The organism is Amaricoccus macauensis, from assembly GCF_014201905.1.
Taxonomy (GTDB): domain Bacteria; phylum Pseudomonadota; class Alphaproteobacteria; order Rhodobacterales; family Rhodobacteraceae; genus Amaricoccus; species Amaricoccus macauensis.
Map to the genome: position 1 here is coordinate 1,315,893 of NZ_JACHFM010000002.1, position 24,947 is coordinate 1,340,839.

Consider the following 24,947-nt stretch of genomic DNA (forward strand, 5'->3'; position numbering starts at 1 on the left):
TCATGACGAAGAAGGCCGACGACAACAAGAAGCGACAGGACTTTCCGGTCGTCGGAATTGGCGCGTCCGCCGGCGGCATCCCGGCGCTCGAACGCTTCTTCTCATCGGCGCCTGCCAACGGCAACATCGCCTTCGTCATCGTCATGCATCTCGCCTCCAGGCGCGACAGCGTGCTCGTCGATATCGTGGATCGCTTCACCCCGATGCCGACCTCCGTCGTCCAGGGTGAGACGGCCATACTGCCGGGACATGTCTACGTCATTCCGCCCGACGTCGAGCTCAAGCTTCGGGACGGCCACCTCGTGACCGCGAAGGCGGCTAACGGCAATCCGCACAGCCCTGTCGACGGGTTCCTCGCGTCGCTCGCTGTCGAACGCGGCGAGAACGCCGCCTGCGTGATCCTCTCCGGCACCGGCAGCGACGGCACCCAGGGCCTGCGCGCGATCAAGGAGTACGGCGGCCTCGCCCTCGCCCAAGAGGCGGCGGAGTACGACGGCATGATGCGGAGCGCGGTCGCGACCGGCCTCGTGGACTTCGTCATGCCCGCCGAGGAAATGCCGAAGAAGCTCTTCCACTACTTCGGCCACCTGCGGGAGACCGCGCAACGCAAGGACAGCGATGGCCTCCGTCGCGAAGTGGCGCACCACCTGCCGGCGATCTGCGCGCTTCTGCGCGGCCGGACCGGCCACGACTTCAGTGAGTACAAGGACAGCACGATCATCCGGCGGATCCAGCGGCGGATGCAGGTGCTCCAGCGCGAGACGCCCGAGGCGTATCTCGAACGGCTGAAGGCCGAGCCGCGGGAGGTGGATCTCCTCTTCAACGACCTGCTGATCGGGGTGACGAGCTTCTTCCGCGATCCGCAATCCTTCGAAGCGCTCGACCGCCAGGTCATCACGCCGCTGATGGAGAATGTCGGACCCGACACCGCGATCCGGGTCTGGGTGCCTGGCTGTTCGACCGGCGAGGAGGCATACTCGATCGCCATGCTCCTGCACGAGCGGCTGTCGCCCGATCGCAAGCGGCCGGTCATCCAGATCTTCGCCAGCGACATCGACGAGCGCGGGCTGGAGGTCGGCCGGCTCGGCCGCTATCCGGCCTCAATCGCCGATCAGGTGAGCGAGCGGCGGCTCAAGCGCTTCTTCGTTCGCGAGGACGGCACCTACCGCGTCGTGAGCGAACTGCGCGAGAGCATCCTGTTCTCCACCCATGATCTTCTGCGCGATCCGCCGTTCTCGAAGCTCGACCTCATCAGCTGCCGGAATCTGCTCATCTACATGAACGGCGAACTCCAGGACCGGGTGATCCCGCTCTTCAACTACGCACTGCGCATGGACGGGTATCTCTTCCTCGGCTCGTCGGAGAACGTGACCCGCCATAGCCGGCTGTTCGCCACGATCGACAAGGCCCATCGCATCTTCCGCCGACGGCCCGACACGCGGTTGCGGCTGCCGGAATTCCCGCTCTCGACCCACGCGCCGCGGCTGACGCCGGTGCCGCCACGGCCCCGCGCGGACCAGGGCGACGGCAACTTGCAGCGTCTGGCCGAGCGCCAGGTTCTCGACCGCTTCGGGCCGGCTCATGCGGTGGTAAACGCGAGCGGCGACGTGCTCCACATCTCGGCACGGACCGGCAAGTATCTCGAACTCCCCGCGGGATCCCCCGACAACAACATCATCGGCATGGCTCGCCCCGGTCTCCGGCTCGATCTCCGTGGCGCCCTCCACCGCGCGGCCTCGACCGGCGAGACCGTCGTGCAGAACGAGATCACCGTTGGCACCAATGGCGGTCGGCAGACGATCGATCTCGTCGTGCAGCCGATGCGCCGCGGCGATATGCAGGACGGGACCTTCCTCGTCATCTTCCGCGACATCGGCGGCATCCAGAGCGAAGAGGGCTTCGCGCACCACACGATCGAGGACGGCGAGGCCTCCACGATCCAGCATCTCGAGCATGAGCTCCGCATGACGACGGAGCGGCTCCAGACGACGACCGAGGAACTCGAATCCTCGAACGAGGAACTGAAGTCAGCGAACGAGGAGCTGTCGTCGATCAACGAGGAGCTGCAGTCCTCGAACGAGGAGCTCGAGACCTCGAAGGAGGAGTTGTCCTCCATGAACGAGGAGCTGCAGACGGTGAACTCCGAGCTCACGGCGCGGGTCGAGGAACTCAGCCGCGCCAACAGCGACATCCAGAACCTGCTCGAGAGCACCCAGATCGCCACGGTCTTTCTCGACCGCGAGCTCTGCGTGAAGAAATTCACCCCCGCCGCCAGGGAACTCTTCTATCTCGTCGAGAGCGATGAGGGCCGTCCGATCAGCCACTTGCGCGCCCGGTTCAAGACCGACACGCTCGCGCAGGATACCGAGCAGGTGCTGCGCCGCCTCGTTCCTGTCGAGCGCACCGTCGAAGGGCTCGACAACGGCACCCGCTACGCCATGCGCATCCTGCCTTACCGGACCGTCGCCGACCAGATCTCCGGCGTCGTCATCACCTTCGTTGACATCACCCGGATCACCGAAGCCGAGGCCCGCATCCAGGAGCTGACCGACAGCCTCAGGGACCGGGTGGTCAGTCTCGAGACGCTGCTGGACCTCGTGCCGGTCGGCATCTTCATCATGTCGGGAGAAAGCCCGGGGCAGGCCGAGTTCAATCGGGCGGCGGCGCGCCTCCTCGGCCGCGACGACGGGGAGCTGACGCCCAGGATGCTGTCTGCCGAGCTGCCGCTCCACGCGGGCAGCGTAACGATGCCGCGTACCTCCCAGCCGCTCCCGCGCGCCGCCCATACCCGGGAGCCCGTCCCCCCGTTCGAGGCGGAGCTGCGGCGTGAGGACGGGAGCTCGCTCGACGTTCTCGTCAGTGCGACGCCGCTGGCTTCGGCCCGCGGCAGGCCACCCGGCGCGATCGCTGCGATGGTTGACATCACCGAGCGCCGGCAGGCCGAGGACCACCAGCAGATGCTGCTCGACGAGCTGCAGCACCGCGCCAAGAACATCCTCGCCACCGTCACCGCGCTGGCGCGCAAGACAAGCAACGGTTCGCCGGAGGGGGACCAGGCGACCGCGGCACTGGTCGGCAGGCTGCAGGCGATGGCGCGCACCCATGAGCTTCTGTCCCGCGACGTCTGGCGCGGGGTGCCGGTCGACGATCTCCTGCGCGCCACCCTCAATCCCTACTTCGGAGCGAGACGCGACGAGGTGACATTGGCCGGGCCGCGGGTCGTGATCGAACCGAAGGCGAGCTCAATCCTCGGGATGGTGCTCTACGAACTCGCCAGCAATGCGGTGCAGTACGGAGCTCTCGGGCGACAGTCCGGGCGTCTGGCCGTGACCTGGTCGGTCGGTCCGCGGGAGGAGCGCCGCTGGCTGACGCTGTTGTGGAAGGAGTCCCTCGGCGCGACGCTTCAGGCCCCCGAGGCGCGCGGCTTCGGAACATCCTTCATCGAGCGGAGTTTGTCCTATGAGCTATTCGGCAGTGCTTCCCTCGCATTCGAGCCGGACGGGCTCTCCTGCGTTCTGGAGTTTCCCCTGGATCAACCGGAGCGTTCCTGACGGCAGGGGGAATGGGTGGCTTCGGATCTCGACCGTCTCCGCGGACTTCGCGTCCTTGTCGTCGAGGATACATTTATGCTCGCCGACGAGCTCGACGAGTTTCTGCGCGAACTCGGATGCGAGGTCGTCGGACCCGCCGCCCAAGCGACCGAGGCGGGGGAACTGGCCGGCAGGGATACCGACCTCGATGGTGCACTCCTCGACGTCAATCTCTCACGCGGAGAGACGTCCTTCGGGTTGGCCGCCGACCTGGCGCACCGCAAGGTGCCCTTCGTCTTCATCACCGGATACGATCTGGAAAGCTCCTTTCCGCCCGAATTCCGGAACGCCCCGCGCATTTCCAAGCCACTCGACCTCGGCACGCTCGTCCATACGATGCTGCGCCACTTCGCGCCGGTGACCCGCCCTCGCGGATGACAGCCCGAACTTTCTGCGCGTGCCGCGGTTGCGGAACAGGGTGGAGTGCAGTGGTCCCGATGGGATGGACTGATTCGATCACGGCGGCGAGCCCCCGAGAAGTCTTCGCCGACGACCATGCCGCTGGCGACGTCGATCGGCACCGGATCGGTCAAGCAACGGCTTCGCGCAAGATGTCGAACTCGAACCGGTCGACGATGTCGCGCCCCTCCGGCGAGAAGCCGGGGACATAGGCGCGCAGGTTCGCGGCGATGTTGTCCTGATCACCCATGAGCTTTTTCAGGTCGAGGCTCGAGGCGTTGCAGAACGACTGCCCCGACTTCTTCCGCAGGAACGGATCGGCCGGCATGCCCTGGACAACCGCCGCCTTGGTCGGCACCAGAACGCAATCGATCCGGCGCAAAACCGTGAGGAATGGGATCACCTGCCGTGGTCCGACTGCTCGTCGTCGCCCCGCAACAGATCGGCGACGCTCCAGACGAAGGCGGACAAAGCTTGCCGGTTCAAGGCACTGCTCCCGAGTGTTTGGCTCGATAGAGCAAGCGGGGCGCTCGTTGGCAAACACCACGCCGTTCCACCCTGTCGCATTCGACGGCATGCAAGAGCAATTCAGATAACGGGTGATTTGGCGGGTAGCCGGGAGGATGTTCCGATTTTCTCTTTAGAAACAGCAGATATTGGCGGAAGCGGTGGGATTCGAACCCACGAACGGGTCACCCCGTCGCTGGTTTTCAAGACCAGTGCCTTCAACCACTCGGCCACGCTTCCGTCTTCGCCGCTTGCGGCGTCTGCCCTGATACCGACAGCGTCGGGCGTCGTCCAGCGGTGCTGCGTCGAAGGTCTTTCCCCGCAGCGGCGGCGAGGCTAAACCCCCCGCATGGGTCGTCAGGAAGACATGTCGCCGGGCTGGCCCGGTGCGGCGCGGGTCGCGCGGGTGGTGGCGATCATTGCGGCCGTGGCACTCTCGGCCTGCGGCCGACCGGGGGAGCCTGATCCCCGCCAGGGTGATGGCGGGCTCGAGCTCAGCTTCGAGGACAACCCGGCGCCGTCGGTGTTCCAGCTCGAAGGCGAGGCCGTGAGGGATACGCCGGACGGTGCCGCGGGGCTGTGGGCCGCCGTCAGCGGACTGGACCGGCCGGAGCGGGCTGAAGCGGTCAATGTCGGGACAAGGAAGCGGGTCAGTCTCGCGCTCTATCGTGCGCGCGGCTCCGGCCCGGCGATCCGCCTTTCGAACGAGGCGGCGGACGCGCTCGGAGTGAAGGACCAGCCGGTAAATGTGCGCATCACCGCGTTGCGCCGCCGGCCGGTGGTTGATACAAGGTGAGTACTGAACTCAACTGCCGGTAGAGTTCACCGCGGGCGAGGGAGCCGCCACCTCGCATCGCGACCCCCAAGGGCGAGCGGCCTCCGGAGTTCTCGATGAGCCACGAGCGCCGCCTTCTGTCCACCGCCCTGCTCTTCTCGCTCGCGCTCTCACCGCTCGCGGGCCATGCGTTCGAGACCAGGGCGCGGGAAGCTCTGGTGATCGACGACGACACCGGGATGGTGCTCTTCAGCAAGGATGCCGACGTGCCGATGCCACCGGCCTCCATGTCGAAGCTCATGACGCTCTACGTGCTCTTCGAGGCGATCCGCGACGGCCGGGTGAGCAAGGACACCGAGTTTCTCGTGAGCCCGCACGCCCAGTCGATGGTCGGCTCGCGGATGTTCGTCGAGGCCGGGACCCGGGTGAGGGTCGAGGACCTGATCCAGGGCATCATCGTGCAGTCGGGCAACGACGCCTGCGTCGTGGTCGCCGAGGGCCTCGCCGGCACCGAGGCGACCTTCGCCCGGCAGATGACGAAACGCGCGCAGGAACTCGGGCTCAAGCAGTCGCATTTCGTCAACGCCTCCGGCCTGCCGGCCGACGGACAGGTGATGAGTGCCCACGATCTCGTGCTGCTCGCGCAGCACATCATCGCGGACTTCCCCGAAGAGTATAAATACTTCCAGGAGACGGAATTCACCTGGAACGGCATCCATCAGCCGAACCGCAACCCGCTCCTGAAACTCGGGCTGGGCGTCGACGGGCTGAAGACCGGGCATACGGCGGAGGCAGGCTTCGGCCTGGTCGGCTCGGCGGTGCAGAACGGCCAGCGGATCCTCTTCATGATGGGCGGGCTCGGCAGCGAGGCGGAGCGCGCGTCCGAGACCCGGGCGGTGGTGCAATGGGCCTTCGGGGCCTTCGATACAGTGCGCTTCTTCACCGGGGGAGAGACCGTCGCGGAGGCTGACGTCTGGCTCGGGGCCGCGCCGCGCGTGCCGATCGTGGCACCGAAGGACATCCAGATGCTCGTCCCGCGCGAGGACCGCTCGGGAATGACCTCACGCATCGTCTACCGCGGGCCGCTGGAGGCGCCGATCGCCGCCGGCCAGCCCGTCGCGAAGCTGCTGGTCGACGTGCCCGGCAAGGATCAGGTGACCTTCGACCTCGTCGCCGGCGCCGACGTGCCGCGCGGCGGGTTGCTCACGCGTCTGCAGGCTGCGGCCGAGCTCACCCGTGCGCGGGCCGCGAGCTACCTGCCCGGCCACTGAGGCATGGCGGGTGTGCGCTTCATCAGCTTCGAGGGCGTCGACGGCTCGGGCAAGACGACCCAGCTCCGCGCTCTCGCTGCGCGCCTGCGCGCCTCGGGAACCGAGGTCGTCGAGACCCGCGAGCCCGGCGGCTCCGAGGGCGCCGAGCTGATCCGCCGGCTCCTCGTCGAGGGCGATCCGGCACGCTGGTCACCGGAGACCGAGATCCTGCTCTTCACCGCCGCGCGCCGGGATCATCTGGAACGCACGATCAGGCCCGCCCTTGCCCGGGGTGCCACGGTGCTGACCGATCGCTTCGCGGATTCCACCCGGGTCTATCAGGGCGTTGGCCGTGCAGATCTGCAGGGGGCCGACCTGCGCGAGACCGTCGATGCGCTCCACGATCTCGCGATCGGCGTCGAGCCGGACCTGACGCTGATCCTCGACATCGACCCCTCTGTCGGCCTTGCGCGCGGGCTCGCCCGGGGCGGCGCCGAAGACCGCTTCGAGCGGCTGGGAACGGACTTCCAGCTCCGGCTTCGGGCGGGCTTTCTGGCCCTCGCCGCGGAATTCCCGGAGCGCTGCCGGGTGATCGACGCGAGCGGCACCGCCGAGGAGGTGGCCGCGCGGGTGGCCGCAGAGGTGGTCGGTTGAGCGAGCCGCTGGAATCCGATCGCCTGCCCGGCGCGCCGCATCCGCGCGAGACATCCGTTCTCTTCGGTCAGGATGCGGCCGAGGCGCAGTTTCTCGCGGCCGCGTCTGCCGGAAGGCTCCATCACGCCTGGCTCCTGACCGGCCCGCGCGGTGTCGGCAAGGCGACGCTGGCCTGGCGCATCGCCCGCGCGCTCATCGAGGGCGATCCCGTGACGCGCCTCGCGATGGCGCCGGAGGCCCCGGCGTTTCGCGCGCTCGCGACCCTCGCCTCGCCCCAGCTCTTTCTCTGCCGCCGGCCATGGGACGACAAGACCGAGCGCCTGCGCACCGCGATCACCGTCGAGGAAGTGCGCGCGCTCAAGGAATTCTTCCAGCTCTCCGCCACCGACGGCGGTCGCCGGATAGCGATCGTCGATGCCGCAGACGAGCTCAACGCCTCTGCCGCGAACGCGCTCCTGAAGGTGCTCGAAGAACCGCCGTCGTCGGCCGTGCTGCTGCTCGTCTGCCACCGGCCGGCCGGGCTGCTGCCCACCATCCGCTCGCGCTGCCGCGAACTGCGCCTCAACCCGCTCGGGCCTGCCGACATGGCCGCGGCGCTCGCGGCCGCCGGGGCGGAAGTGGGCGAGAGCGCGGCACTCGCGACCCTCGCCGGAGGCTCGGTCGGATCGGCGCTGCGCCTTGCGGCCGAGGACGGCGTCGGGCGCTACGACGCGATCGCGAGCCTTCTCGCCCGCACCCCGCTCGATCGCCGCGGCCTGCTGGCGATCGCCGACGGAGTCGCCGGCCGCGATGCCGCGCCGCGCTACGAGCTCACGCTCGAACTCATCGGCATCGCGCTCTGGCGTCTTGCCCTCCACGGTGCCGGCGCGCCGGTTGAGGCGGTCTCTCCGTCCGAGGCCGAGATGCTCGCGAGGCTCGCGCCCACCCCGGCTCATGCGGCGATCTGGGCCCGCCTCGCACCGGAGATCGCCGCGCGCACCACCCATGCCCGCGCGGTCAACCTTGACCCCGGGCAGGTGATCCTCGATACGTTCCTTCAGATTGACGCGGCGGCCGCCGAGGCGCGGGCACTCGCTGCCTGACCCCTCTCTCGGACTGCCTTCCATGACCCTGCCCACGCTCGTCGACAGCCATTGCCACCTCGACTTCCCGGACTTCGCCGGACAGACCGACGCCATCGTCGCGCGCGCCCGGGCCTCCGGCGTTGGCCGCATGGTGACGATCTGCACCCGCCTGAAGAACGCCGACACCGTGCGCGGCCTCGCCGAGGCGCACGATGGCGTCTTCTGGGCGGTCGGCACCCACCCGATGCAGGTGGCCGAAGAACCCATGGCGCGCGTGGAAGAACTGGTCGCGCTCGCACGGCACCCGAAGATGGTCGGGATCGGCGAGACCGGGCTCGACTACCACTACACGGCCGAGAGTGCCGTGGCGCAGCAGGAGAGCCTGCGCCTCCACATCGAGGCGGCGCGCCAGACTGGCCTGCCGCTCATCATCCACTCCCGCGACGCCGATGACGACATGACGCGCATCCTGACCGAGGAGCACGCCGCCGGCGCCTTCACCTGCGTCATGCACTGCTTCACTTCCGGCCGGGCGCTGGCCGAGGCCGCCCTCGGCCTCGGCTTCTACCTGTCGATCTCCGGCATCGCGACGTTCCGCAACTCGGGTGACCTGCGGGCAATCTTTGCCGATGCGCCGCGCGAGCGGTTGCTCGTCGAGACGGACAGCCCCTACCTCGCGCCGCAGCCCCACCGCGGCAAGCGCAACGAACCCGCCTACGTCGCCGAGACCGCGCGCATGATGGCCGGGCACCTCGAAATGGAGCCGGAGGACTTCGCAGCGCTCACCACCACGAACTTCGATCGCCTGTTCACCAAGGCCGCGGCATGAGCGCGCGGCTTCGCGCCACCATCCTCGGCTGCGGCTCGTCGGCAGGCGTGCCGCGCATCGGCGGCGACTGGGGCGATTGCGACCCGGCGGAGTCAAGAAACCGCCGGCTGCGCTGCTCGCTGCTTGTGGAGCGCATCGACGGCGAGGCCGTCACCCGCGCGCTCATCGACACCACGCCGGACCTGCGCACCCAGCTTCTCGCGGCAGGCGTCGGGCTCCTCGACGGCGTGGCCTGGACACACCCGCACGCCGACCACCTGCACGGCGTCGACGATCTGCGCACCGTCGTTCACAACCGGGGTGCGCGCCTGCCGGTCTGGGCCGACGCCGATACCACCGAGGTGCTGCTCTCGCGCTTCGCCTACGTCTTTGTCCAGCCGCCGGGCAGTCTCTATCCGCCGATTCTCGATCTCCACGAGATCGACGGGCCGTTCGAGATCGACGGCGCCGGCGGCGCGATCCGCTTCGAGCCGTTTCGCGTGCAGCACGGACGGATCGAGGCCCTGGGGTTTCGCATCGGCGACCTCGCCTATCTGCCCGACGTCTCGGCGATCCCCGAGGCGGCGTGGCCGGCACTCGAGAACCTCGACGTGCTCATTCTCGACGCGCTCCGCCGCAAGCCGCACCCGACCCACGCGCACCTCGACCAAAGCCTCGCCTGGATCGAGCAGGCCGCGCCCCGGCGCGCGGTGCTCACCGACATGCACAATGATCTCGACTACGCCACGCTGTCGGCCGAGCTGCCGGCCGGCATCATTGCCGCCCATGATGGTCTGGTGATCGAGACGCCGGCGTGATCGGCATCATCGTTCTCGTCGTCCTGCCGGTGTTTCTGGTGATCGGCGCCGGATACACCGCGACCCGCACCGGGTTCTTCTCGTCGTCGGCGGTCGACGGGCTCATGGTGTTCACCCAGAACTTCGCCATCCCCTGCCTTCTGTTCCTGGCCCTGGTCGACCTCGACCTCGCCAAGGTCTTCAACCCGGGGCTGCTGATCTCGTTCTATGCGGGCGCGACGATCTGCTTTGCCCTTGGCACGCTCGGCGCCCGCCTGCTCTTCCACCGCCGCCCCGGCGAGGCGGTGGCCGTGGGGTTTTCCGCGCTCTTCTCGAACTCGGTGCTGCTCGGCCTGCCGATCATGCAGCACGCCTATGGTGCCGGCGCGCTCTCCCCAAGCTTTGCGATCATCTCGATCCACGCGCCGTTCTGCTATTTCCTCGGCATCACCGTGATGGAGTTCGCCCGCGCCGACGGCCGCGGGCTCCTGTCGACCCTGCGCTCTGTCCTGCGCGCGATGTTCCGCAGCGGCCTCATGGTCGGACTTGCGCTCGGCTTCATCGTCAACCTCTCCGGGATCGCCCTGCCCGGCCCGCTGCGCGCCGCGCTCGAGATGGTGGCGGACGCGGCGCTGCCAGCGGCGCTGTTCGGGCTCGGCGGGGTGATGACGCGCTACGCGATCCACGCCAATCTCGGCGAGTCGGCGATGATCGCCGTTCTCTCGCTCGGGCTGCACCCGGCGATCGCCTACACCCTGTCGCACCTGGTCTTCGACCTGCCCATGGAGTTCGTCCGCGCCGCCGTCGTCACCGCGGCGATGGCACCGGGCGTGAACACCTACGTCTTCGCCAGCCTCTACAACCGGGCGCAGGCGCAGGCGGCAAGCTCGATCGTGCTCTGCACCGGGCTCCTCGTGGTGACGGCCGCCTTCTGGCTGAGCGTGCTGGGCGGCGCGGGATAACCCCCGCCGCGCCGTCGCAGGGTCAGTCGCGGGTCCAGATGCTGCGATCGACCCCGTCGCCAAGCTCGGGATAGTCCCCGAGGTCGAACGTCGGCTCACGCCCCTCGCTCCGCTGCCGGAAGTAATCGCGGGTGAGTTTCACCACGGTTCCCGACAACGCCACGATCGCGATGAGATTGATCGTCGCCATCAGCCCCATCGACGCATCGGCCGCGTTGAAGACCGTCGTCACCGCCTGCAACGCGCCCCAGATCACCATCGCCAGAACGACGAAGCGCAAGACCATCAGGCCGGCGGTGTTGCCGATCCCGAGGAAGGCCATCGCCATCTCGGAATAGGCGTAGTTGCCGATGATCGAGGTGAAGGCGAAGAAGAAGATCGCCACCGCGATGAAGTACGGCCCGATCCAGCCGACGTGATCGGCCAGCGCCGCCTGCGTGAGCTGGGTGCCGGTCAGCTCGGCGCCCGGCGTGTAGGCGCCCGACAGGAGGATCATCAGCGCGGTGCACGAGCAGATCACCAGCGTGTCGATGAAGACGCCGAGTGCCTGCACGAAACCCTGGCTCGACGGGTGGTGCGGCACCGGCGTCGCCGCCGCGGCGATGTTCGGCGCCGAGCCCATGCCGGCCTCGTTCGAGAAGAGCCCGCGCTTCACGCCGTTCAGCATCGCCGCCGCGACCCCGCCCGCAACGCCACCGGCCGCCTCGGCGAAGCCGAACGCATTGGCGATGATGTGCCCGAACATCGCCGGAACCTCGCCGATATTGAGAGCCAGCACGATGAGCGCGAGGAGCAGATAGGCCCCCGCCATGAACGGCACGACGTATTCCGCGACGGTCGCGATCTTGCGGATACCGCCGAAGATCACCACCGCGGTCAGCGCCGCCAGCAAGACGCCCGTGGTGAGCTTTGGCACACCAAAGGCCCCGACCATGGCGTCAGCGATCGAGTTCGCCTGCACGGCGTTGAAGACCAGACCGAACGAGAGGATGAGGCAGACCGAGAACACCCCGCCGAGCCACGGCATGCCGAGGCCGCGCGCGATGTAGAAGGCCGGGCCACCGCGATAGACGCCGGTGCCCCCCTCCCGGTCGTGAACCTTGTAGAGCTGGGCAAGCGTCGACTCCGCGTACGCCGTCGCCATTCCGACGAGCGCGACCATCCACATCCAGAAGATCGCCCCGGGGCCTCCGAGCGTCAGCGCGACGGCAACGCCGGCGATGTTGCCGGTGCCGACGCGCGATGCCAGCGACGTGCAAAGCGCCTGAAACGGCGAGATCCCTTCCTTGTCGGTCGCGGGTGCGCTCGTCACCACGCGGAACATCTCGCCGAACCGCAGGATCTGCTGGAAGCGTAGCCGGATCGTGAAGAAGATGCCGACGGCCAGAAGGCCGTAGATCAAAACGTACCCCCAGAAAACCGTGTTCAGGAAATCTATGATTGCGTTCATGGGCTCCCCCTCCATTGCGCCCTTAACCCTAAGGGGTTGAAACTGAACGGGTCCAACCAATTCGCTCCGTGACGTCGCGCTGAGCGCATGAAATTTCGCCGGCAGCCCCTTCCGATCACGCCTTCGCATTCGCGACATGCCGTGTCGCAAATCACCCATCGCGAGATTCAGTCCGAGCTAATCTCGCCTTTGAATGGCGGCATGAATCGCGGCGGATAAACCAGGCAACGGGGGTCGACGAGCGCAGGATCGCTTGGAAGACCGCCCGTTTCCGAAGATCATCCGACGACCGACGCAAGCCCGGTACGCAACCCAGACTCCGCCACTGGCGGAAGGAACGAAGGAAGCCAGACCCATGGTCTCGCAGGAGACGGCGCTCGACCTCATCACCCGGCGCAAGCCCGACCACGCTCTCGACCGCCTGCTCTACACCGATCCCGGCACGCTCGAGCTCGACCTTGCGGAAATCTACTATCGCGACTGGCTCTTCGCGATCCCGGCCTGCGAGATCCCGAAGACCGGAAACTTCGTCACCGTGCAGGTGGGCGAGTACCCGATCGTCATCGTGCGCGGCGCCGATGGCAAGATCCGCGCCTTCCACAACTCCTGCCGCCATCGCGGCAGCCGGGTCTGTACCGCGCTCAAGGGCTCGGCGCCGAAGCTCGTCTGTCCCTACCACCAGTGGACCTACGAGCTTGACGGCAGGCTGCTCTATGCCCGCGACATGGGGCCGGACTTCGACGCCTCGCAGCATGGGCTGAAGCCTGTCGCCTGTGAGGATGCGGCCGGCATGGTCTTCATCTGCCTCGCCGACAATCCGCCCGAGAACTCGGCCATGCTGGAGGCTGCGCGCCGCTATCTCGCGCCGCACCGCCTGAACGAGGCGAAGATCGCCCATGAGTCGACGATCATCGAGAAGGGCAACTGGAAGCTCGTGATGGAGAACAACCGCGAGTGCTATCACTGCGCGGGCTCCCACCCGTCGCTCTGCCGCACGTTCCCGGACCGCCCCGGCTACACGTCACAGGACGAGAACGGCAACGTCGAGCCGGTGATCGCGAAGCACTGGGAGCGCTGCGAGGCGGCGGGGCTGCCGTCGCGCTTCCTCATCGACCCCGACCATCAGTGGCGCTTCGTGCGCATCCCGCTGCTCGGCGCGGGCGAGAGCTTCACCCTCGACGGCAAGGCGGCGGTGCCGACCAAGCGCCTGTCGACCGCGCCCTTCGCCGACGCGGGCTCGCTGCTCTTCTTCCACTATCCGAACAGCTGGAACCACTTCCTCGGCGACCACACGACGGTGTTCCGCATCCTGCCGATCAGCCCGACCGAGACCGAGGTCACGACCAAGTGGCTCGTCCACAAGGACGCGGTCGAGGGCGTCGACTATGACCTGACGAACCTGACGCAGGTCTGGACAGCGACGAACAACGAGGATCGCGCCGTGGTCGAGGAGAACCAGCGCGGGGTAAAGTCGCCCGCCTACGTGCCCGGCCCCTACAGCCGCATTCAGGAGGACGGCGTGATCCAGTTCGTCGACTGGTACTGCGCCACGATGACCGACCGCCTCGGCGGCGGCCACGCGCGCCTCGCGGCGGAGTAGCCCGCATGAGCCTCGATCTCGTCCCCCGCCTCGGCGGCGCCCAGCCCTGGAAGGACAGCGAGCCGCTGGAATGCGTCTCGGTGGTGCCCGAAGGGCCGAACACCGTCTCGTTCTCGTTCCGCGCGCCCTCGGGCGCGTGGTTCGACTATCGTCCCGGCCAGTTCCTGACGCTGGAGCTGCCGGTGGCGGGCGGCCCGATCCATCGCACCTACACGATCAGCTCCAGCCCCTCGCGGCCGCTCTCGATCACCCTCACCGTGCGCGCCCAGTCGACGAGCATCGGCACGCGCTGGATGCTCGACAACCTGCGCGAGGGCGTGCGGCTGAGGGCGATCGGCCCGGGCGGGATCTTCGTCCCCGACGTCCCGGCCGACCGCAAGCTCCTGCTGATCTCCGCCGGTTCGGGCGTGACGCCGATGATGGCGATCACCACCTACCGCTGGGATCTGGGCGGCCAGCCCGACATCTGCTTCGTCAACTGTGCGCGGCGCCCGTCCGAGCTCGTGTTCCGCAAGCGGCTCGAGCACATGGCGACGCGCGTCCCCTCGATCAAGCTGCACTTCGTGGTGGAGCAGGACGACCCGCACGACGCGTGGACCGGCTATCGCGGCACCTTCAACCAGCTGATGCTGGGCCTGATGGCGCCCGACTATCTCGACCGCGAGGTCTATTGCTGCGGCCCGGAGCCATTCATGCAGGCGGTCCGCGACATGCTGATCGGCTTCGGCTTCGACATGGACCACTACCACCAGGAGACTTTCGCGGCACCGGTGCTGACGCCGGCCGACGCGCCGGTCCTCGACGACGTGGTGCCGAGCGCCGAGGCGCTGTCGGAGGTGATCTTTGCCGCCAGCGGCCAGTCGGTGCCCTGCACCGAGGCCGATACGATCCTCGCCGTCTCGCGGCAGGCCGGGCTCAACATCCCCTCGGGCTGCACCTTCGGGGTCTGCGGCACCTGCAAGACCCGGAAGATCTCCGGCGAGGTCCACATGGTGCACAACGGTGGCATCAGCGACGAGGACATCGCGGAGGGCTACATCCTCGCCTGCTGCTCGCATCCCATGGGGCGCGTCGAGATCGACGCCTGACCCCCGACGCCTGACCCTCGCGGCCCGCGATCAGGCCGCCGCCTGCCCCGAAAGGACGCGGGCGGCAGCCGCCACCAGCGCGGCATTGCTCGCCGCCACCGCCCCGCCGGGCAGCTCGCGGGTGTCCTCGAAGCCCATTCGAGTTCCGAGCCCCCGCTCGGCCGCCATCGCGACCATCGGCCAGGCGCACGCATTCTCACCGTGGAGCAGGATCGGCAGCTTCACGCCCGCCGCCTCCAGCACGTCGAGGATTTCGTTGGCCTCCGCCCTCGCGGTCTCGGCATCCTCCGCGGTCATCTCGACCAGCACCCGCGTTGTATAGCGCGGCATCCGGCCGGAGACGAAGCGCCGCGCCGCTGCCTCAGTCCAGATCCCGGCCTCGATGCCGACGCCGCGCGCCTGCATGAGGCCCATTATCGCCTCGGCCTCCGGCTCGTGGACATTGACCGAGACGTAGTCCGGCAGCACCGTCCAGCTTCGGATCGGCACGAGCCGCGCCGTGCCTCCGGGAGCGATCCAGCCGCCCGTGGAAACCCCGATGGGCAACTCCGGAACGGCCGCGCGCACCGCCGCGATGGCCGCGTCCACGTCCGGCGCCGCCAGCGATTCCCGCCCGAGACCGTTGCGCGGATGGAAATGCAGCAAGCGCGCGCCCACGTCGCGCACCGCCACCGCGTCGCGTGCGAGCGCCTTTGGAGTCAGTGGGACTGCCGGGTGAAATGCAACGGATCGCGTGCCGTTAAGACAGGCCTGAATCAACATCCGACCCTCCCCCCGAGACGGCGCCATCGAGTCGGCGATGCCGATCTTGCCTGCCATGAGGCATTCCACCAGATGCCACAGAGGTCGGCAACCCCCTCACACGTCAGTAACGGAGCCGGGCAAACGGCGAGTTGGCCGATGCCTCCCGCGCCGCGCCCAGCGTTACCACGCCGCGTTCGCGCAGGAGCGGCAGAAGCTTCAGGAATACCGTCGCGGTGGTGAGCGCGTCGCCTGCGGCGGAATGCCGCGCCACCACCGGAACGCCGAGCCGGGCAGCGATCGCCTCAAGGGCATGGCTCTCGGCATCGGGCTCGGCGATGCTGGCAAGCAGCAGCGTATCGAGCACGGGCTGGTCGAACTTCAGCCCGGTGGACGCCTCCTTCAGCCGCAGGAAGCGCATGTCGAACGCGACGTTGTGGCCGACCAGAATGGTGTCGGCGGCAAAGGTGTGGAGCGCGGGCAGCACCTCGCCGATCCGTGGCGCGCCCCGCACCATCTCCGGGCGGATGCCGTGGAACGGGATCGACGCCTCGGGGATGCTGCGGCCGGGATCGACGAGCTGGTCGAAGCTCTCGCCCGGGAGCAGCCGGCCGTTCAGGATCCGCACGGCGCCGATCTGGATGATCTCATCCCCGCCGCCGGGATCGAGGCCGGTCGTCTCGCAGTCGAAGACCGTACAGGCGAGGCGGTCGAGCGGGCAGTCGTCGAGCGCGCTGCTCGCCTCGGAGCCCGCCAGAAGGTCGAAGTCGTAGTAGACCGGGCGCTCGTCCGCCAGCAGGTCATCCCGCTCCCCGGCGGCCAGCGGCACCATGAAGCGGAAGAATGACACGGCCGCGTCCCGGTCGTGGGCAAGCCAGAGGTCGCCACCGTGCCGCTCGGCCACCTCGCGCGGCGACGGCGATCCCTCTCCCTCCATGGGCGCGTCTTGCCATCCCGCGGCAGCGGCAGCCGTCGCGCCGTCGCCGGAGGGCCAGACGAGGTCGAGATGCGCCCAGCTGCCGGCCGGCGCGAGCTGCAGCGTCACGACCTCCTCCCGCTCGCCGAGCCGAGCCGCCAGCGCCGTCACGGCGGCGGTCAGCCCGAAACTGTCCGCCAGAAGCCACAGGCTCTCATCAACCGGCCCGCGCTCTGCCCGGCGCCCGGTCGCGGCTTCGATGCGCTGTGCGGCAGCGTCAATGAGATCGGCGCCGAGAATGTCCTGCAGCGGCCAGCGGCCGAGCATGTCACGTCCGGTATCGGCGGCAAGCTCGGCCAGCCGCGCGCTCATCACCGCGACCTCGTCGTGGACCACCGCCTGAAAACCCGCCCGCTCGTCGGCCTCGAGATCGGGATAGTCGAGCATGTCGAGGGCCGCCTGCATGTTCGCGAGCGACGCGCGGCTCTTTTCCGTAAGCTGCAGGAGATGCCGCTCACGCCGGGACTGCGCCGCGTGAACCTCGGTGATATCGTCGATGAGCAGCACGTATCCGGTCATCGCGCCGGCTTCCGGCCGCACCGGGGCAAGGCTCGCCTGAAGCAGCGTTCCGTTGCCCGCCACAGTGACGAAACGAGCCGACGGCCGCGTCTCGCCACGGGCGATTCGCCGCTCCACCCCGGCGCGGGCATGGGCGAGTACTGCCGGCTCGATCGCGCCATGGATCGAGCGGCCGAGGCCGATCAGCTCCGCGCCCTCGGCGATCTTCGGCGCCGGCGACAGGCGGCGGAAGAGCGCCCGCGCCCGGTCGTTGTAGAGCAGGATCCGACCTTCCACGGTGCAGACGATGACGCTCCGGTCGAGTTCCGCCATGAGCGCGCCGAGCTGGTCGCGATCCTCCGCGGCCTTCCGGCTGGCATCTGCGACGAGTTGCGCCATGTCGTCCCCGAGGCGCCGCCGCTCGGCCGCGAGCGCGTTCACCGCATCGCCGAGCCGCCGCATCGCGGCACCCCCCGCAGGCCGGACGGCGGGCGCGCCGGCGTCGCCTGCGAGAAGCCGCGTCGCGTCGGCCATGCGTGGGATCGGCACGACGAAGGCGCCATGCAGCCGCATGACCGCCCAGGCCCCGAGCGCCGCCGCAACCAGCCACCAGCCGAAGACGAGGGCGCCATGGGTCCCGACGAGCGGCGCCACGGCCGACACGACCTCCTGCCGGGCCGCCGGATCGAGGGACGCGCCGATCAGCACCACCCCAAGCACCAGCCAGGCGGCGAGAAAGACGCCCGGGACCAGTGCCGCGGTGACGGCTGACCGGCCCGCCTTCACGCGAGCATGTCCCGCACCTTCGCCACCAGATCCCGCGTGGAGAATGGCTTGGTGACGTAGGCATCCGCCCCGGCGCCAAGGCCGCGCGCGACGTCGGTCTCGCGGCCCTTGGCGGTCAGCATCACGATACGTGTCTCGCGGACGCCCGCATCCGCCCGCACCGCCTCGCAGACGTCGAAGCCCGTCATCCCCGGCATCATCGCGTCGAGCAGCACGAGCGCCGGCCGCTCGCGGCGGATGGTGTCGAGAGCCTCGACGCCGTCGCGCGCCACCAGAACGTCATATCCTTCGCGCTTCATCATGAAGCTCAGCGAAACGACGATGTTCGGTTCATCGTCAGCTATCAGCACCTTGCAGCTCATTCTCGTTCCCTCCCGGCTGCAGTGGCAACCGGAAGGCAAAGCATGCGCCCCGCCCGGGTTCCGATTCCAGCCACATCCGCCCGCCAAGATGATCCACGATCTGTCGGCTGATCGGAAGCCCAAGTCCGGTGCCCGGCGGGCGGGTCTGCGCGTCGCCCCCCTGCCGGAACTTCTCGAACACCGTCGCCTGATCCGGCTGGGGCACGCCCGGTCCGTTGTCGTGGACCTCGACGACGAGCGCGTCCGCCTCCGAGCGGAGCCGCACCTCGACCCGCCCGTCCACATCGGGGACGAACTTCGCCGCGTTCGAGAGCAGGTTCAGCATCACCTGCGTCAGGCGGTCGGCGTCGGCCCGGATCGTCGGCACGGCGTCGGGAAGACTGAGATCGAGCCGGGCGCCCCGCTCGCGGAAAAGCTCCGAAACCGCCCGCGCCGCGTCCTGGATCACTGCCCGCAGATCGACGTCGGTGTTGTGCCACTCCGCGTGCCCCGATTCGATCTTCGCGAGATCGAGCACCTGATTCACCAGCCGCCCCAGCCGCTCGGTCTCGGAGACGATGATCCGCAGGAACTCGTCACGCTCCGCGGGCTCGATGTCGGGGGTATCGCGCATCACCTCGGAGAGCGCCCGGATCGAGGTGAGCGGCGTGCGCAGCTCGTGGGTCACCGACGACATGAAGTCGTCCTTCAACTCGTCGAGCGACTTCAGCGCCTCGTTGGCGTCCCTGAGCTCCACCGTCGCGGACTCGAGCGCCCGGGCGTAGCCGCGAAGCTGCGAGGACTCGTCGAGGATTTCGAGGACGTCTTCCACCGACAGCGGCTCTTCCTGCGCCACGGACGCGACCAGCACCCGCGCCGAGGCGGTGCCGACCGCGCCGGCGATCTGCCGCTCGACCCGGTCGACGAGCCGGGCGTCCGCCACCAGGTCGGGCACCGGCACGCCGACCTCGGCCGCGTGCTCGTCGAAGAGCGCCTCCGCCCGCGCCGGCCCGAGGAAGCGCGCCGCCAGTGCCCTCAGGTCATCGAGCCGCGCCCGTCCGCGCCAGAACACCGGCTCCGCGCCGGGCCGGCGGAACACGTCGACGAAGAGCAGCGCCTGACTCGCCTCCCGCGCCGATGGCGCGCGCGCCAGCGAGAGGCCGACGTAGAGTCCGACGTTGGCGAGCATGCTCCAGAACAGCGAATGGGTCAGGCTGTCGAGGCCGGTCAGCCCGAACAGCTGCTCCGGCGCCAGAAGCCCGATCCCGAACGGCCCGTGCGCCACGAAGTCGTCGGCGATCCAGCCCGACTTCGCCACCGACGGCAGCATCAGCGTCCAGGCCCAGACCGCGAAGCCGGCGACAAGACCCGCGATCGCCCCGACCCGCGTCCCGCCGCGCCAGTAGATGCCGCCGAGCAGCGACGGGGCGAACTGCGCCACGGCGGCGAAGCTGATGAGGCCGATCGAGACCAGCGCATAGGCCTCGCCCGCCACGTGGAAATAGAGATAGCCGAGCATCAGGACGGCAACGATCGCCGCGCGCCGCACATTGAGGATGATCCGGGTCAGATCGCCGTCGCCGAGGCGGCCAAGCCGCAGCAGCGCCGGCATGACGAGGTCATTGCAGACCATGGTCGACACCGCCACCGTCTCGACGATCAGCATGCCGGTCGCCGCCGACAGCCCGCCGAGATAGGCGAGAAGTGCCAGCCCGGGCGCCCCTTGCGTCAGGGGCAGCGACAGCACGAACGTCTCCGGATCCCCCCCTGCGCCGAGGAGCAGCAGGCCGCCAATCGCGATCGGCAGCACGAAGACGTTGATGAGCAGCAGATAGGCCGGAAACAGCCACGCCGCGCGCCGGACGTGCCGCTCGTTGACGCATTCCACGACCATGACCTGAAACTGTCGCGGCAGCAGCAGAACCGAGAACGCGGACAGCACGGTCATGGCGAACCACTGGGCATGATCGAAACCGGGCCCGCCGAGCTGCATCAGGCCCGCGAGCTTCGGCACCTCGCCGGCGCGCGCCCAGATGTCGGACATGCCGCCGAAGAGACCCCAGGTCACGAACGCACCAACGGCGAGGAACGCCACGAGCTTCACGATCGACTCGAAAGCGATCGCCGCGACCATCCCTTCATGCCGCTCGGCCACGTCGAGATGCCGGGTTCCGAAGATGATCGCGAAGGTCGCGAGCGAGAGCGCCACATAGAACGTCCCGTCGCCGAGCCAGCCGACCGCGTCCTCGTCGCCCCGCCCGGTCAGGACGATGTACCCCGCCTCCACCGCCTTCAGCTGAAGCGCGATGTAGGGCACGATCCCGATGACCGTGATGAGCGTCACCAGCGCCGCAAGGCCCGGGCTCTTGCCGTAGCGCCCGGCGATGAAGTCGGCGATCGAGGTGATGCGATAGGTGTGGGCGATCCGCACCATCTTGCGCAGCACGATCCACGCAACCAGCATCGCGAGCATCGGCCCCAGGTAGATCGGCAGGAACCAGACGCCGCCCGTCGCTGCCCGCCCGACGCTGCCGAAGTAGGTCCAGGCGGTGCAGTAGACTCCCCAGGACAGCGCATAGACCAGCGCGCTGTCGATGACCGATCGCCCTTCAGCCGCCCGCCGGTCACTCCAGGCGGCGACGAGGAAAAGCACGAGCAGATAGCCCGCACACGCGCCGAGGACGAGTACGGGCGACATCACCCGCCCCCCCGCTCGCTGACCCAGGCCAGGATCGCGATGAGCGCGGCCCAGATCCCGAAGAGCGCCACCGGCAGCAGCGGCAGCCCGAAGACCGTAGCACCCTGCCCCCAGACCGCGAGCAGCGGGAAATTGAAGAGCACCACCCCCGCCACGCAGAGGGCGATCAGCGATTGCGCGCGTGGCCCGCGCCGCTCGCTCACAGCGCGTCCAGCCGGTAGTGGTGGGCGAGCCACGCCTTGAAGCGCCGCACGATGGCGAGGGAATCCTTCAGCGACTGCCGCTCCAGCGTGCCAAGCTGGTCGAGGCGGAGCAGGTTGTCCGGCGGCCGCCCGGCCGCGATCTGGTCGAGGTTGCTCGCGAGCTTCAGCCCCATGAGACAGTGCAGCGCGTCCACGAGATCGCGGGCGAGGTCGCTGTCGATCCGCCCGGCCGCCTCGAGCGCCCGCAGCCGCGCCGCGGTGCCGAGCGCCTCGACACCGGCTTCGAGCGCCAGCGTGCGCACGCCGTGCACCACCGGGAAGAGCCCGAGCTTCTTCAGATCGACCTCCGCCGCGTCCGGTCCGCGCAATCCGGGCAGACGGCGCCACCACGCCCCCTCGCCGCCGAACTGCTCGATCGCCGCAACGAAACGCGCATGAAACGCATCGCTCGCCGCCGTCAGCCGGCGCAGGTACGCACGCAGCTCCGCGAGAAGCGTGGCATCCCCGGCCACCACCGCCGCGTCGAGAAAGATCGCGAGATTCATCGGCCCGTCGGCATCGGCCCCGTGCGTCCACCCGTAGAGCGCCGCCCGGAACCCCGCCACGTCCTGGCACCAGAGCGGCCGGCTCAGCATGATTCCCCCCGGACAGGGCGGATAGCCGAATTCGACGAGCGCGGCGGTGAAGGCTTGCGTCACCTCCGCGAGCCGGGGACAGACGAAGCCGTCGCGCAGGATCAGCGCATTGTCCTGATCCGTGCGGATGATCTGCTCGCCGCGCCCCTCGCTCCCCATCACGATGAGGCAACTGTTCGCCCGAAGCGCCTCCGGCGCCAGAAGCTCCCACAGCCGCCGGAATATCTGCCGGTTCAGCCGGCCCACCAGCCCGGCGACGATCTCGACGTCGACGCCGTCGGCGTCGAGCACCCGGATCATGCCTTCGACCTGACGCGCCGCGCTGGCGAGCTCGCTCGTGCCGGACGCCTGATCGATGCGAAGCGCGATGAGATCGGAGTGGTTCGCCACCAGCGCCATGAGCTCGAGCTGGCCGAGGACTCCGACGATCGTATCGCCATCCTTCACGAGCACCCGATGAAATCCGTGGCGCAGCATCAGGACCAGCGCGTCGAAAAGTTCATCCTCGACTGAGACCGAAAGCGGGTCGAAGACCGCCACCTCCCGCACCGCCACCTGCTCGGGCGGACGCCCGAGGAGGAGCGCATCGCGCAGGTCGGTGGTGGTGAAAATGCCGATGCGGCCGTCGTCGCGAATCAGCGCCCCGGTCCGCCCCGCGTCGCTCAGCATCCGGCAGAGGGTCACGAGGTCGGTGCCGCCGTCGGCCCAGACCGGCACACGAAGCGGCGCGTCCCGCACGCGGCTCGCCATCAGTTCGAGAAATTCGCGGCCCTGCCGCGCAACAGGGAAGGCCCGCCCCTCCCGGAGGGGACCCCCTGCAGTCGGTCGGGGCGGATCGATTTCGGACATGACCCGCCCCACCCCTTCAGTGCGCCGAGGCTTCCGAAGCGCCGATGCCGGTTTCCGAACGCACCTGCTGTGCGAGGAACCCGGCCCGGTCGACCTTCGCGCGGGCGCTGTTGTCCATCTTCGAGACGATCCAGATCGTGAGGAACGCCAGGGTCATCGAGAAGATCGTCGGCGAGGTGTAGGGGAATGGCGCCGAGCCGACCGGATGACCGAGGGTCGCCTCCCAGACCGACGGCGAGAGCACCGTCAGCACCACCGACAGGACGAGGCCGACAAAGCCGCCGACAACCGCACCCTTGGTCGTGCAATCCTTCCAGAGGATCGCGAGGAAGAGCACGGGGAAGTTGGCGGACGCGGCAACCGCGAAGGCCAGCGACACCATGAAGGCGATGTTCTGGTTCTGGAACGCGATGCCGAGGATCACCGCGACGATGCCGAGGCAGATCGTGGTGATGCGCGACACGCGGAGCTCCGAGGCACTGTCGGCCTTCCCCTTCTTGATGACCGTCGAGTAGAGGTCATGGCTGACCGCCGAGGCACCCGAGAGCGTCAGGCCCGCGACCACCGCGAGGATCGTCGCGAAGGCGACCGCCGAGATGAACCCGAGGAAGATGTTGCCGCCAACCGCGTGGGCGAGGTGCACGGCGGCCATGTTGGTGCCACCGACGAGCTTGCCGTCCGCCGTCAGGAACTCCGGGTTCGTGAGCACGTAAGTGATCGCACCGAAGCCGATGATGAAGGTGAGCAGGTAGAAGTAGCCGATCCAGGTGGTCGCCCACATCACCGACTTCCGGGCTTCCTTGGCGGAGGGCACGGTGAAGAAGCGCATCAGGATGTGCGGCAGGCCGGCGGTGCCGAACATCAGCGCCATGCCGAAGCTGATCGCCGAGATCGGATCCTTGATGAAGGTGCCCGGGCCCATGATCGACTGGCCGGCGACGGCCGCCTCTTCCGGGGTCTTGCCGGAGGCGAGGGCGAGCTCACCCTTCACGCGCACCGCGTCGGCGAACATCGCCTCGGGGCTGAAGCCGTACTTCCAGAGCACCATGAACGACATGAACGACGCGCCGCCGAGCAGCAGGCAGGCCTTGATGATCTGCACCCAGGTCGTCGCGGTCATGCCGCCGAAGAGCACGTAGATCATCATGAGCGCGCCGACGAGCACCACAGCGATCCAGTAATCGAGACCGAAGAGCAGCTCGATCAGCGAGCCCGCGCCGACCATCTGGGCGATCAGATAGAAGGCGACGACGACGAGCGTGCCCGAGGCCGCGAAGATGCGCACCGGTGTCTGGGCGAAGCGGAAGGCCGCCACGTCGGCGAAGGTGAACTTGCCGAGGTTTCTCAGCCGCTCCGCCATCAGGAAGGTGAGGATCGGCCAGCCGACGAGAAAGCCGATGGAGTAGATGAGGCCGTCATAGCCCGAGGTCATCACCGCAGCGGAAATACCGAGAAACGATGCCGCGGACATGTAGTCGCCGGCGATGGCGAGGCCGTTCTGGAACCCCGTGATGCCGCCGCCCGCGGTGTAGAAGTCCGCCGCCGACTTGGTCTTCGACGCCGCCCACTTGGTGATCATCAGCGTCATCAGGACGAAGGCGCCGAACATCACGATCGCGGTCCAGTTCGTGGCCTGCTTCTCGCCGCCCTGGATCACGTCGGCGGCAAAGCCGGCACCGGGAAGCGCGGCAACGGCCAGCGCGACCGCAAGTATCTTCGATCGGCTCATTTCAGGGCGTCCTTCTTGATCTTCTCGGAGAGCTGGTCGAATTCGCTGTTGGCCCGGCGCACGTAGATGCCGGTGATGAGGATGGTGAAGATGATCACCCCGAAACCGATCGGGATGCCCCAGGTCATCACGCCCTCGCCGATTCTCGCGGCGAGCAGGTCCTTCTTGAAGGCAATGAGCAGGATGAAGCCGTAGTAGACCACCAGCATGGCGATGGTCAGTGTCCAGCCGAAACTCGACCGCTGGCGCTTTAGCTCCTGATAGTTCGGATCAGCGACGATGCGCTCCACAAGGGGGGTTTCCATTCTCCGTCCTTTATTAGGTTCTTGTCAGCGGTCAGGCACGGCACGCCACCCGTTTGCCGGGAGAGAGTCCGACAAACAGAGATCGCTCCACTTGGTTCGTCAAGAAAATGATCCGATCCCGTGAGATACCCGACCGGATCATCTGAGGCTCAGGTCCGGTTCATGCGGTTGTCGATGAGTTCATCGACGACGCCGGGATCAGCGAGGGTTGAGGTGTCGCCGAGGGCGCCGTAGTCGTTCTC

The 24,947-nt window shown here is 68.3% G+C and carries 21 protein-coding genes and 1 tRNA gene; 11 read left to right on the forward strand and 11 right to left on the reverse strand.

Annotation, left to right across the window (positions count from 1 at the left end):
* The first annotated feature begins 2 nt into the window (after nt 1-2).
* Nucleotides 3-3,551, forward strand: a complete 3,549-nt coding sequence (locus HNP73_RS13725) for a CheR family methyltransferase (RefSeq protein ID WP_184150376.1) — start codon at nt 3-5, stop codon at nt 3,549-3,551.
* Nucleotides 3,552-3,626: 75 nt separating this feature from the next.
* Nucleotides 3,627-3,968, forward strand: a complete 342-nt coding sequence (locus tag HNP73_RS13730; RefSeq protein ID WP_184150379.1) for a response regulator — start codon at nt 3,627-3,629, stop codon at nt 3,966-3,968.
* A 151-nt stretch (nt 3,969-4,119) separates the two neighbouring features.
* Here the strand turns inward: HNP73_RS13730 and HNP73_RS23915 are convergent, their stop codons facing one another.
* Both HNP73_RS23915 and HNP73_RS13740 read right to left on the reverse strand, forming a co-directional pair.
* Nucleotides 4,120-4,392, reverse strand: coding sequence for a type I restriction-modification system subunit M N-terminal domain-containing protein (locus tag HNP73_RS23915; RefSeq protein ID WP_343063302.1), 273 nt, complete (start codon nt 4,390-4,392; stop codon nt 4,120-4,122).
* Nucleotides 4,393-4,646: 254 nt separating this feature from the next.
* Nucleotides 4,647-4,736 (reverse strand) — tRNA-Ser (locus HNP73_RS13740).
* A gap of 109 nt (nt 4,737-4,845) precedes the next feature.
* Here HNP73_RS13740 and HNP73_RS13745 point away from each other — a divergent pair.
* From HNP73_RS13745 to HNP73_RS13775, 7 genes are all read left to right on the forward strand, one after another.
* Entirely contained in the window at nt 4,846-5,292 is a 447-nt protein-coding gene (locus HNP73_RS13745; protein ID WP_184150382.1) for a hypothetical protein, read from the forward strand.
* A 95-nt stretch (nt 5,293-5,387) separates the two neighbouring features.
* Nucleotides 5,388-6,542, forward strand: a complete 1,155-nt coding sequence (locus HNP73_RS13750) for a D-alanyl-D-alanine carboxypeptidase family protein (RefSeq protein ID WP_184150385.1) — start codon at nt 5,388-5,390, stop codon at nt 6,540-6,542.
* A 3-nt stretch (nt 6,543-6,545) separates the two neighbouring features.
* Nucleotides 6,546-7,175: a dTMP kinase gene (tmk, locus tag HNP73_RS13755; RefSeq protein ID WP_184150388.1), complete on the forward strand. Its 630-nt coding sequence runs from the start codon at nt 6,546-6,548 to the stop codon at nt 7,173-7,175.
* Nucleotides 7,172-8,257: a DNA polymerase III subunit delta' gene (locus HNP73_RS13760; protein ID WP_184150391.1), complete on the forward strand. Its 1,086-nt coding sequence runs from the start codon at nt 7,172-7,174 to the stop codon at nt 8,255-8,257. Before tmk ends, HNP73_RS13760 begins: the two co-directional genes overlap by 4 nt.
* 22 nt (nt 8,258-8,279) lie before the next feature.
* Entirely contained in the window at nt 8,280-9,068 is a 789-nt protein-coding gene (locus HNP73_RS13765) for a TatD family hydrolase (protein ID WP_184150394.1), read from the forward strand.
* Nucleotides 9,065-9,865, forward strand: a complete 801-nt coding sequence (locus HNP73_RS13770; RefSeq protein WP_184150397.1) for an MBL fold metallo-hydrolase — start codon at nt 9,065-9,067, stop codon at nt 9,863-9,865. The genes HNP73_RS13765 and HNP73_RS13770 overlap by 4 nt, the downstream gene beginning before the upstream one ends.
* A complete protein-coding gene (locus tag HNP73_RS13775) occupies nt 9,862-10,806 on the forward strand; it encodes an AEC family transporter (protein WP_343063303.1) in 945 nt (314 codons plus the stop codon). Before HNP73_RS13770 ends, HNP73_RS13775 begins: the two co-directional genes overlap by 4 nt.
* A gap of 22 nt (nt 10,807-10,828) precedes the next feature.
* On the opposite strand, the gene HNP73_RS13780 is transcribed toward HNP73_RS13775, so the two are convergent.
* A complete protein-coding gene (locus HNP73_RS13780) occupies nt 10,829-12,256 on the reverse strand; it encodes an alanine/glycine:cation symporter family protein (RefSeq protein ID WP_184150400.1) in 1,428 nt (475 codons plus the stop codon).
* A 355-nt stretch (nt 12,257-12,611) separates the two neighbouring features.
* Between HNP73_RS13780 and HNP73_RS13785 the strand changes: the two genes are divergently transcribed.
* Both HNP73_RS13785 and HNP73_RS13790 read left to right on the forward strand, forming a co-directional pair.
* A complete protein-coding gene (locus HNP73_RS13785; protein WP_184150403.1) occupies nt 12,612-13,856 on the forward strand; it encodes an aromatic ring-hydroxylating oxygenase subunit alpha in 1,245 nt (414 codons plus the stop codon).
* Between the two features lie 5 nt (nt 13,857-13,861).
* Nucleotides 13,862-14,944, forward strand: coding sequence for an FAD-binding oxidoreductase (locus HNP73_RS13790; protein WP_184150406.1), 1,083 nt, complete (start codon nt 13,862-13,864; stop codon nt 14,942-14,944).
* Between the two features lie 30 nt (nt 14,945-14,974).
* Here the strand turns inward: HNP73_RS13790 and HNP73_RS13795 are convergent, their stop codons facing one another.
* From HNP73_RS13795 to HNP73_RS13830, 8 genes are all read right to left on the reverse strand, one after another.
* Nucleotides 14,975-15,763 carry a 3-keto-5-aminohexanoate cleavage protein gene (locus tag HNP73_RS13795; protein WP_221288507.1) on the reverse strand — a complete coding sequence of 263 codons (789 nt, stop codon included), beginning with the start codon at nt 15,761-15,763 and terminating at the stop codon, nt 14,975-14,977.
* A gap of 46 nt (nt 15,764-15,809) precedes the next feature.
* Nucleotides 15,810-17,945, reverse strand: coding sequence for an exonuclease domain-containing protein (locus HNP73_RS13800; protein ID WP_184150409.1), 2,136 nt, complete (start codon nt 17,943-17,945; stop codon nt 15,810-15,812).
* On the reverse strand, nt 17,942-18,307 hold the full coding sequence (locus tag HNP73_RS13805) for a response regulator transcription factor (RefSeq protein ID WP_184150412.1): 366 nt from the start codon (nt 18,305-18,307) through the stop codon (nt 17,942-17,944). Before HNP73_RS13805 ends, HNP73_RS13800 begins: the two co-directional genes overlap by 4 nt.
* Nucleotides 18,282-20,984 carry a sensor histidine kinase gene (locus tag HNP73_RS13810; RefSeq protein ID WP_221288509.1) on the reverse strand — a complete coding sequence of 901 codons (2,703 nt, stop codon included), beginning with the start codon at nt 20,982-20,984 and terminating at the stop codon, nt 18,282-18,284. Before HNP73_RS13810 ends, HNP73_RS13805 begins: the two co-directional genes overlap by 26 nt.
* Complete coding sequence (locus HNP73_RS13815; RefSeq protein ID WP_184150419.1) at nt 20,984-21,187, reverse strand: hypothetical protein; 204 nt, start codon at nt 21,185-21,187, stop codon at nt 20,984-20,986. Before HNP73_RS13815 ends, HNP73_RS13810 begins: the two co-directional genes overlap by 1 nt.
* Nucleotides 21,184-22,572 (reverse strand): putative nucleotidyltransferase substrate binding domain-containing protein, encoded by a 1,389-nt coding sequence (locus HNP73_RS13820; protein ID WP_246399747.1) that lies wholly within the window; start codon nt 22,570-22,572, stop codon nt 21,184-21,186. The genes HNP73_RS13815 and HNP73_RS13820 overlap by 4 nt, the downstream gene beginning before the upstream one ends.
* Nucleotides 22,573-22,687: 115 nt before the next feature.
* Nucleotides 22,688-24,400, reverse strand: a complete 1,713-nt coding sequence (locus tag HNP73_RS13825) for a cation acetate symporter (RefSeq protein ID WP_184150440.1) — start codon at nt 24,398-24,400, stop codon at nt 22,688-22,690.
* Nucleotides 24,397-24,705, reverse strand: a complete 309-nt coding sequence (locus tag HNP73_RS13830; RefSeq protein ID WP_184150443.1) for a DUF485 domain-containing protein — start codon at nt 24,703-24,705, stop codon at nt 24,397-24,399. Before HNP73_RS13830 ends, HNP73_RS13825 begins: the two co-directional genes overlap by 4 nt.
* Nucleotides 24,706-24,947 lie beyond the last annotated feature (242 nt).